The organism is Streptomyces roseifaciens, assembly GCF_001445655.1.
GTDB classification, from domain to species: Bacteria; Actinomycetota; Actinomycetes; order Streptomycetales; family Streptomycetaceae; genus Streptomyces; species Streptomyces aureoversilis.
On sequence record NZ_LNBE01000004.1, the window covers coordinates 2,606,380 to 2,615,137 of the forward strand.

At 73.1% G+C, this 8,758-nt stretch carries 7 protein-coding genes; 3 read left to right on the forward strand and 4 right to left on the reverse strand.

The genetic code is table 11. The annotated features are described in order from the left end of the window. The first annotated feature begins 92 nt into the window (after nucleotides 1-92). From AS857_RS28925 to moeZ, 3 genes are all read left to right on the forward strand, one after another. A complete protein-coding gene (locus AS857_RS28925; RefSeq protein WP_030366193.1) occupies nucleotides 93-1,007 on the forward strand; it encodes an NAD-dependent epimerase/dehydratase family protein in 915 nt (304 codons plus the stop codon). Next, a complete protein-coding gene (locus AS857_RS28930; protein ID WP_079110703.1) occupies nucleotides 995-1,777 on the forward strand; it encodes a spherulation-specific family 4 protein in 783 nt (260 codons plus the stop codon). The genes AS857_RS28925 and AS857_RS28930 overlap by 13 nt, the downstream gene beginning before the upstream one ends. An 87-nt stretch (nucleotides 1,778-1,864) precedes the next feature. Then, nucleotides 1,865-3,043 (forward strand): adenylyltransferase/sulfurtransferase MoeZ, encoded by a 1,179-nt coding sequence (gene moeZ, locus AS857_RS28935; RefSeq protein WP_058046132.1) that lies wholly within the window; start codon nucleotides 1,865-1,867, stop codon nucleotides 3,041-3,043. Nucleotides 3,044-3,097: 54 nt separating this feature from the next. Here the strand turns inward: moeZ and AS857_RS28940 are convergent, their stop codons facing one another. The 4 genes from AS857_RS28940 to AS857_RS38160 all read right to left on the reverse strand — a co-directional run. After that, complete coding sequence (locus AS857_RS28940) at nucleotides 3,098-4,669, reverse strand: alpha/beta hydrolase (protein ID WP_058047136.1); 1,572 nt, start codon at nucleotides 4,667-4,669, stop codon at nucleotides 3,098-3,100. 52 nt (nucleotides 4,670-4,721) lie between these two features. Beyond that, a complete protein-coding gene (locus AS857_RS28945; protein ID WP_058046133.1) occupies nucleotides 4,722-5,834 on the reverse strand; it encodes a hypothetical protein in 1,113 nt (370 codons plus the stop codon). Between the two features lie 137 nt (nucleotides 5,835-5,971). Beyond that, nucleotides 5,972-7,567 carry an alpha/beta hydrolase gene (locus AS857_RS28950; protein WP_058046134.1) on the reverse strand — a complete coding sequence of 532 codons (1,596 nt, stop codon included), beginning with the start codon at nucleotides 7,565-7,567 and terminating at the stop codon, nucleotides 5,972-5,974. A gap of 138 nt (nucleotides 7,568-7,705) precedes the next feature. Then, nucleotides 7,706-8,758: ABC transporter ATP-binding protein (locus tag AS857_RS38160; RefSeq protein ID WP_144440918.1), on the reverse strand; the 1,053-nt coding region annotated here is incomplete at its 5' end.

The following is an 8,758-nucleotide window of genomic DNA, read 5'->3' on the forward strand; positions in this document are numbered from 1 at the left end:
GCATCCGTCCCACCGCACACCCCCGTCAGAGGAGCAAGCAAGATGACCGTTCACCCCATCCGCACCGCCGGGCGAGAGCGAGGGCGCGACCGATGAGGGTTCTGTTGCTCGGTGCCAACGGCTACCTCGGCCGCTACGTGGCCGACCGGCTGCTCGCCGACCCCGCCGTCCAGCTCACCGCCCTCGGCCGCGGCGACGACGCGGACGTCCGCTTCGACCTCGCCACCGGCAGCCCCGGCGCGCTCACCCGCTTCCTCAACGCCGTCCACCCCGGCGTCGTGATCAACTGCGCGGGCGCCACCCGCGGCGGCGCCCGCGACCTCACCCGCCACAACACCGTCGCCGTCGCCACCGTCTGCGAATCGCTGCGCCGCAGCGGCTGCGGGGCCCGCCTCGTCCAGCTCGGCTGCTCCTCCGAGTACGGGCCCTCCCAGCCCGGCTCGTCCACCGCCGAGGACGCCGTCCCCCGCCCCGGCGGCCCGTACGGGGTGAGCAAGCTCGCCGCCACCGAGCTCGTCCTCGGCTCCGGCCTCGACGCCATCGTCCTGCGCGTCTTCTCGCCCGTCGGCCCCGGCACCCCCGCCGGCTCCCCGCTCGGCAGGCTCGCCGACGCCCTGCGCCGCGCCATGCAGAACGGCGACAGCGAGCTCAAGCTCAGCGGCCTGGGCGTCCAGCGCGACTTCGTCGACGTCCGCGACGTCGCCCGCGCCGTGCACGCCGCCTCCCTCTCCGCCGCCCAGGGCGCCGTGAACATCGGCACCGGCCGCGCGGTCAGGCTGCGCGAGGCCGCGGCCACGCTCGCCCGCGTCGCCGGATACGGCGGCTCCCTCCACGAGCTGGACGACCCCCACCTGGGCACCCCGCCCGCCTACCCCTACCCCGACGGCTGCGGCAGCTGGCAGCAGGCCGACGTGCGCACCGCCCGCGACCGGCTCGGCTGGCGCCCCCGCATCGGCCTGGAGGAGTCCCTGGCCGACATCTGGATGGAGGCCGCGTGTCGCATCTGAGCCCGCCCGGGCAGCGCCGGTCCCGCGCCGTCCGCGAGGCCCCGCTGCGCTTCGGGGTCCCGGGCTTCGCGCACCCCCTGCTCGCCCCCGCCGAATGGGGCGAACTCCTGCGCACCGACGTCCCCGTGGAGTGGGTCGTGCTCGGCAGCGGCGCCATGGCCGCCCCGGGCGGGACGGCCTCCGGAGGCCCCGGCGACCGCCCGGACCCGTATCGCGTCGCCGCCGCCGCCCGGCTGCGCGAGGCGGGCATCCGGGTCCTCGGCCACCTGGACCTGCGGTTCGGCGAGCGCCCCCTCGGCGAGGTGCTCTCCGAGGCCCAGCGCTATCTGAACTGGTACAAGGTCGACGGGTTCGCCCTCGACGCCACCCCCGCGGACCCCGCCGCCCTGCCCGGCACCCGGCGCACCGTCGCCTCCCTGCGGACGATCCTCGACCGGGCGTACGTCGTGCTCGTCCACGGCACCCATCCCTCGCCCGGCTACGCCGACCTCGCCGACCAACTCGTCACGTTCTACGGGCCCTGGTCGGCCTACCGCTGGTCGCAGGTCGCCGAGTGGACCGCCGACTTCCCGGCGGCCCGCTTCTGCCACCTCGTGCACGGCGTCCCCCGTGCCCACCTGGACGAGGCGCTGCGCCTGGCCCGCTGGCAGGGCGCCGGCACGATCTACTTCACCGACCGGACGGACCGGGACGAAGCGGACCCCTGGGAGGTGATGCCCGGCTACTGGGACGAGATCGTCTCGCGCATCGGACCGGGTGTCTCGGAATGAGACGGGGCGTGGCAGGGTTACAGGGGAAGAACCGAACGCCGCCTGTATGTTCCCCGCGCGAGCGGGGACGCCTCTCCTGGAGACCCCGTGTCGCTGCCACCCCTGGTCGAGCCGGCTGCCGAGCTCACCGTTGACGAGGTTCGTCGGTACTCCCGCCACCTGATCATCCCGGACGTCGGTATGGACGGGCAGAAGCGCCTGAAGAACGCGAAGGTGCTCTGCGTGGGGGCCGGCGGCCTCGGTTCCCCCGCGCTGATGTACCTGGCCGCCGCGGGCGTGGGCACGCTCGGCATCGTGGAGTTCGACGAGGTCGACGAGTCGAACCTGCAGCGCCAGATCATCCACAGCCAGGCGGACATCGGCCGTTCGAAGGCCGAGTCCGCGCGGGATTCGGTGCAGGGCATCAACCCGTACGTGAACGTCGTCCTGCACGAGGGCCGGCTCGAGGCCGACAACGTGATGGAGATCTTCTCCCAGTACGACCTGATCGTCGACGGCACCGACAACTTCGCCACGCGCTACCTCGTCAACGACGCCTGCGTGCTGCTGGGCAAGCCGTACGTGTGGGGCTCCATCTACCGCTTCGACGGCCAGGCGTCCGTCTTCTGGAGCGAGCACGGCCCCTGCTACCGCTGCCTGTACCCCGAGCCCCCGCCGCCGGGCATGGTGCCCTCCTGCGCCGAGGGCGGCGTGCTGGGCGTGCTGTGCGCCTCGATCGGCTCCATCCAGGTCAACGAGGCGATCAAGCTCCTCGCGGGCATCGGCGATCCGCTGGTCGGCCGTCTGATGATCTACGACGCCCTGGAGATGACCTACCGCCAGGTCAAGGTCCGCAAGGACCCCGAGTGCGCGGTCTGCGGCGAGAACCCGACCGTCACGGAGCTCATCGACTACGAGGCGTTCTGCGGCGTCGTCTCGGAGGAGGCCCAGGAGGCCGCGGCCGGCTCCACGATCACTCCCAAGCAGCTCAAGGAGTGGCTCGACGACGGCGAGAACATCGACGTCATCGACGTCCGCGAGCCGAACGAGTACGAGATCGTGTCGATCCCCGGCGCCCGGCTGATCCCGAAGAACGAGTTCCTGATGGGCACGGCCCTGCAGGACCTGCCGCAGGACAAGCGGATCGTCCTGCACTGCAAGACGGGTGTCCGCTCCGCGGAAGTCCTCGCGGTGCTGAAGGCGGCGGGCTTCTCCGACGCGGTGCACGTGGGCGGCGGCGTGATCGGCTGGGTCCACCAGGTCGAGCCGGACAAGCCGGTGTACTAGACCTTCACTTTTGTGTGAGTAAGGGGCTCCCCACCATGGTGGGGAGCCCCTTACTCATGAGCAGGTCGTGCCCCGGGCCGGGGCCTTGCCCTCCAGCAAGTAGCCGTTGACGGTGCGCACCATGCACGCGTTGCCGCTGTTGTACGCCCCGTGCCCCTCGCCCTTGTACGTGACCTCCACGGCGACGTCCTTGCCCAGGCCCTCCGCCATGCGGTGCGCGCCCGCGTACGGCGTTGCCGGGTCGCCGGTGTTGCCGATGACGACGATCGGGGCGGAGCCCTGCGCGCTCACGTCGATCGTCTTCCACTTGCCCTCGACGGGCCAGCCCGTGCAGCCGAGGAGCGACCAGGCGGCGGACTCCCCGAAGACCGGGGACGCGGCCCGGAAGTCCGCCAGGCGGCCCTTCACGTCGTCGGCGGTGTAGCGCTGCCGGGCGTCGGCGCAGGAGATCGCCCGGTTGGCCGGCCCGAGGTTGCTGTAGCGGCCGTCGGAGCCGCGGCCGGTGAGGAGGTCGTAGAGCAGCAGCAGGGTGTCGCCGCTGCCCTTGTTCATGGCTTCCTGCAGGCCCTGCGTCAGGAACTTCCAGGTCTCCTTGGAGTACAGCGCGGACGCGATGCCGTTGACGGCCTCGTCCTGGGTCAGCTTGCGGCCCTGGCGCGTCGGCAGGGGCTGCGCGTCGAGCTTCTTGAGCAGGGCGACGATCCGCTCCTGCGTGGGGCAGCGGGACGCCTGGGCCGAGGAGGCGCAGTCCTTGAGGTAGTTGTCCAGGGCGAGCTGGAAGCCCTTGGCCTGGCCGAGGTTGCCCTGCACGGGGTCCTGCGTGGGGTCGACCACCGCGTCGAGCACGGCGCGCCCCACGTTGCCGGGGAACGTGTGGGCGTAGACGCCGCCGAGCTCGGTGCCGTAGGAGATGCCGAAGTAGTTGAGCTTGTCGTCGCCCAGGGCGGCCCGCAGGCGGTCCATGTCGCGGGCGGCGCTCAGCGTGTCGACGTGCGGCAGGAGTTTGGCGGAGTTCTTCGCGCAGGCGTCCACGAACGCCTTGTTCGTCGCGAGGGTGGTCCGCTCCTCGGCCGCGTCGTCCGGCGTGCCGTCGATCTGGCTCGCGGCGTCGTTCTCCTTGTCGCTCAGGCAGCGGACGCCCGCGCTCTCGCCCACGCCCCGCGGGTCGAAGCTGACCAGGTCGTAGCGCTCGCGCAGCTTTTCGTAGCTGGTGGCCAGGCCCGGCAGGGTGGCCACGCCGGAACCGCCGGGGCCGCCGAAGTTGAAGACGAGCGAGCCCAGGCGCTTGTCCTTGTCCCGGGCCTTCGTACGGATCAGGGCGAGCTCGATCTTCTCGCCGTCGGGCTTGGCGTAGTCCAGCGGGACGGGGAGCTTCGCGCACTCCCACGCCTTGCCGGGGGCCTTGCCGTCGCTGCCCTGGGCGGCGGTCGGCGCGGAGCACGCCGTCCAGCGCAGCCGGACGTCGGGGGCGCGGTCGCCTCCGGAGGCGCTCTTGGCGTCCCCGGCGGCCGGGGAGTCGCCGCTGCCGCAGCCGGTGGCGGCGAGGGCCGTCACGAGCGCGATGCCGGCGCCGAGGAGGGCGGTGGTGGCCCGAGGGGTGGTGGCCCGAGGCCGTAGGGAACTCATTCCACCGACTGTACGGAGGTGAAGGCGGTGGAGCAGCCGCCGCGTGGAGGCGTCACCCGGCGCGCAGGGGCGCACAGCCCATTTGCGCGGCGACGGCGTCCACGTAGCGGGGGAAGGCCTCGCGCGGGTCGTCCAGACGGGTGTGGGTGCGGCCGGGGCCGCTGCGCATGGTGAAGACGGTGGGCCTGCCGTCGCAGTCGGCCCGGACCAGGGCTCCGGCCGCGTCGATGCTGCCCTGCGCCCGCCAGCCGGGGGCCGGCGGGCGGTCGCCGGTGAGGCCGTCGAAGAGGGCGACCAGGCGGGGCCTGCCGGTGGTCAGGAAGCGGGCCGCCCAGCCCTGGGCGCCCGCTATGGCGCAGCTGTGGAAGTCGCTGCTCGTGGCGGGGCTGGTGGCTGTGCTGGTGGCGGGGGCCGGGCCGGTGGCGGGGGCCGGGCTTGTCCTCCTGCCCTGACTCCCGCCCTGGTTCCGGCTCTGATTCAGGCCCTGGGCCAGGCCTGGGATGCCGCAGCGGTCTCGTTCGGTGTCCGAGGGCGGGGGAGCGGAGGGATCGTGGTGCAGGCGGATCGGGGGGAGCGTCGTGCAACTGGTGGCCTTCGTGGCCTTGTTGGCCGCCCTGACCAGCAACTCGCCCGTGGTGGCGGGGGAGAGGGCCGCGATGCTCTTCAGCGTCACCACCGACGGGCGGCCGTCCACGTCGCAGCTCTCCGGGAGGACCAGGGCGCCCGTGCCGGAGGCGGCGGTGAAGCCCGGCAAGCCGTCGGGGAGGGGGGTGTCGCCGTCCCCGAATAACTCGCCCAGCCACGAGCGGCGGTCGCCCTCCTGGCGCGGTCCCGTGCCCAGGCGGAGGTCCACCTGCTGCTCGTACGCGCCGAGGCCGTGGCCGCCGCGCCAGCGGAGCGAGCAGTGGCCGGTGGGGCGCCCGGGTGCGGGTGCGCTCTCGTCGGCGGTGCGGTCGTGGTCGCCGCGGCGGAACGGGGCCTCGTCCTCGGGCCAGGCGCCCCAGCAGTACGAGCGCCCGCCGAGCGGCGTGGACTGCGTCTGCCAGAGCGCCACGAGGGCGGCCACCAGCGCGGCGATGGCCAGGGCGCCGGTGAGGGCCCGGGCCCTGCGGTCGGCCTGTTCGCCGGTGGTGTGCGGCGTCCTGAACGGCGTCTTGTACGGCACTGTCGTCCCCCCGAACTTGCTTCGTCGTCCGCGGAACTGCTGTGCGGGCGATCGTAGTGCGAGCCACTGACATTCGACCCCGAATCCGGATCGATCACGCCTTGGGCCTCCGCCACCGGTGATATGTGCTATGTGTGCTATGAGCAGATCTTGTCTGTTTCCGGCACCGTACCGTTCAGCAGGTAGGCGTCGACCGCCCCCTTGACACAGGCGTTGCCGCTGTCGTAGGCGCCGTGCCCCTCGCCGCGGAACGTCAGCACGGCCGCCACGCCCGGCCCCAGCTCCTGCGCCATCCGCTTCGCTCCCTCGTAAGGGGTCGCGGGGTCACCGGTGTTGCCGACGACGAGGACCGGCGCGGAGCCCTTCGCGCTCACGTCGGGCGTCCGCCACGCGCCCTTCACCGGCCATCCCGTGCACTGGGTCAGGCTCCAGGCCATGAAGTCCCCGAAGACGGGGGACGCCTTGCGGAACGCGGGCACGCGCGGCTCGATCTCGGCCGCGGTGTAGCGCTGCGCGAAGTCCGCGCAGGTGATGGCGTTGAGGGACGACTGCAGCGTGCTGTAACGGCCTTCCTGGCCGCGGCCGTTCATGGCGTCGCCGAGGGAGAGGAGCAGCCGCCCGTCGCCGTTCTCGGCGTCCTCGATGCCCTCGGTCAGGTAGTCCCAGAAGTCCTTCGAGTAGAGGGACTGGGCGATGCCGCTCGTGGCCAGGGAGCGGGTCAGCTCGCGCCCGCCGGCGCCCGGGATCGGTTCCTTGCCCAAGCGCTGGAGGAGCGCGCTGATCTGCTCCTCCGTCGGGCAGTTGTCCGACGTCCTCGTGCAGGCCTCCATGTAGTTGGTGAGCGCGAGCTGGAAGCCCTGGGTCTGGCCGAGGGCGCTCTGCACGGGGTCCGCGCCGGGGTCCACCACGCCGTCGAAGACCGCGCGCCCCACTTTGTCCGGGAACAAGTGGGCGTAGACGCCGCCCAGTTCCGTGCCGTACGACACCCCGAAGTAGTGCAGCCGGGCGTCGCCCAGGACCTGGCGCATCAGGTCCATGTCGCGGGCGGCGTTCTCCGTGCCCACGTGCGGGAGGACCTTGCCGGACCTGCCCTCGCAGCCGGCGGCGTAGGCCGTCACCCGGTCCACCAGGGCCTTCTGCTCCGGCTTCGTGGCCGGGGTGGCGTCTGCGGCGTAGTACGCGTCGAGCCGTCCGTCGTCCAGGCAGGTGACGCCGCTGCTGCGGCCCACGCCCCGCGGGTCGAAGCTGACCAGGTCGTAGCGGGTGCGCAGGTTCTCGTAGTCGGCGGCGAAGGCCGGGAGCGTGGTGATGCCGGAGCCGCCGGGGCCGCCGAAGTTGAAGATCAGCGAGCCGATGCGGCGGGCCTGGTCCGTGGCCTTGGCCCTGATCAGGGCGATGTCGATGGTGTTGCTGTTGCTTCTGGGCTTGGCGTAGTCGAGCGGCGCGTGGAGGGTCGCGCACTCCCAGTCCGGGCCCGGGGCCCCGCCCGACGATCCGCTCTGCGCCGCGGTGGGGGGCGGGCAGGGCTTCCAGGCCGGCTTCTGGCGGGCGGCGTCCTGGGCGGCCGCCCCTGCGCCCGGACCTGCGGCCGCCCCTGCGCGGGTGGTCTCGTTCGCATGGGTGGTCCCGCGCGGGTTGCTCGCGCCGCTGCCGCTGTTGCCTGTGCAGCCCGCCGCAGTGACCGCCAGGAGTGCGGCGGTGAGTATGCCCCTTGCCCGTGCGGATCTGGTCACCTGCTCATCGTCCGGGCGGGGAGCTGCCGGTGCGCGCGGGGTGGGGCGTACGGGTTACGCAGGGGGTGGGTGGGGATGGGTGGATTGTGTGGGTGCGTGTGGGAGTGGGGGTCCGTGGTTGTGTTGGCTACAAACCCTCTACAGGGGGACGAATGTGATCTCTGTGGCCTTGACGCTCACCCACACCGGTGTGCCTTCCGCGAGGCTCAGCTCGGCCGCGGCGGCCGGGGTGATCTCCGCCACGACGTCCGGCTCGCCCGTGACGAGGACGCGCAGGCGGCCGCCGTGGGCGGTGATCTCGCGGACCGTGCCCTGCCAGGTGTTGCGGGGGCTGCCGGGGGTCGGGCGGACCGTGTGGAGGGAGACCGCCTCCGGGGGGACCACGGCCAGGCCTGTCGTCGGCTCGTGGCTGTCGGCCGTCGTGAGGGCGGCGCCGTCGTCCAGGAGGAGGGTTCCTTCCGCGGTCGACTTGCCCGGCCACGCGTTGCGGCCCAGCATGCGGGCCACCCAGGGCGAGCGGGGGTGGCGCGTCAGCTCCGCCGGCGTCGCGTACTGGACGGTGGCGCCGTCCTCCAGGACGAGGACGTGGTCGGCCAGGGACACCGCTTCGACGGGGTCGTGGGTGACGATGAGGCAGACGCCGGGGAAGTCCGCGAGGTGGGTGCGGAGGGTGTGGCGGACGGCGGAGCGGGCCGACTGGTCGAGGGCGGCGAGGGGCTCGTCGAGGAGAAGCAGCCGGGGGCGGGCGGCCAGGGCCCGGGCCAGGGCCACGCGTTGGGCCTGGCCGCCGCTGAGGCTCGCCGGCCTGCGGTGGGCGAGGGTGCCCACGTCCAGGCGGTTCAGCCAGTACCGGGCGCGGCGGTGTGCCTCGGCCCTGGGGACGCCCTGGGCGCGGAGGCCGTAGGCGGTGTTGGCGAGGGCCGTGAGGTGGGGGAAGAGGGAGGTGTCCTGCGGGACCCAGGAGATGCGGCGACGGTGCGGGGGCTCTTCGGCCATGTCCTCGTCGCCCAGGTGCAGGGGGGTGGCCGTCGCGCGGGTCGTCAGGCCCAGGAGGGCTCTGAGCAGGGTGGTCTTTCCTGCGCCGTTCGGGCCCACTACTGCGATGGTCGTGCCTGCGGGTGCGTTGAGGGTGGTGGTGGTTGCGCCCGTGACCGTGGTGCGCAGCGGGTGCGGGGTGGGGGCGGGGCCGGG

Excerpts from the sequence above, each read along its gene's own strand:
- AS857_RS28925 (WP_030366193.1), top strand. The coding sequence starts at position 93 with ATGAGGGTTCTGTTGCTCGGTGCCAACGGCTACCTCGGCCGCTACGTG.
- AS857_RS28940 (WP_058047136.1), bottom strand. The coding sequence starts at position 4,669 with ATGAGTTCCCTACGGCCTCGGGCCACCACCCCTCGGGCCACCACCGCC.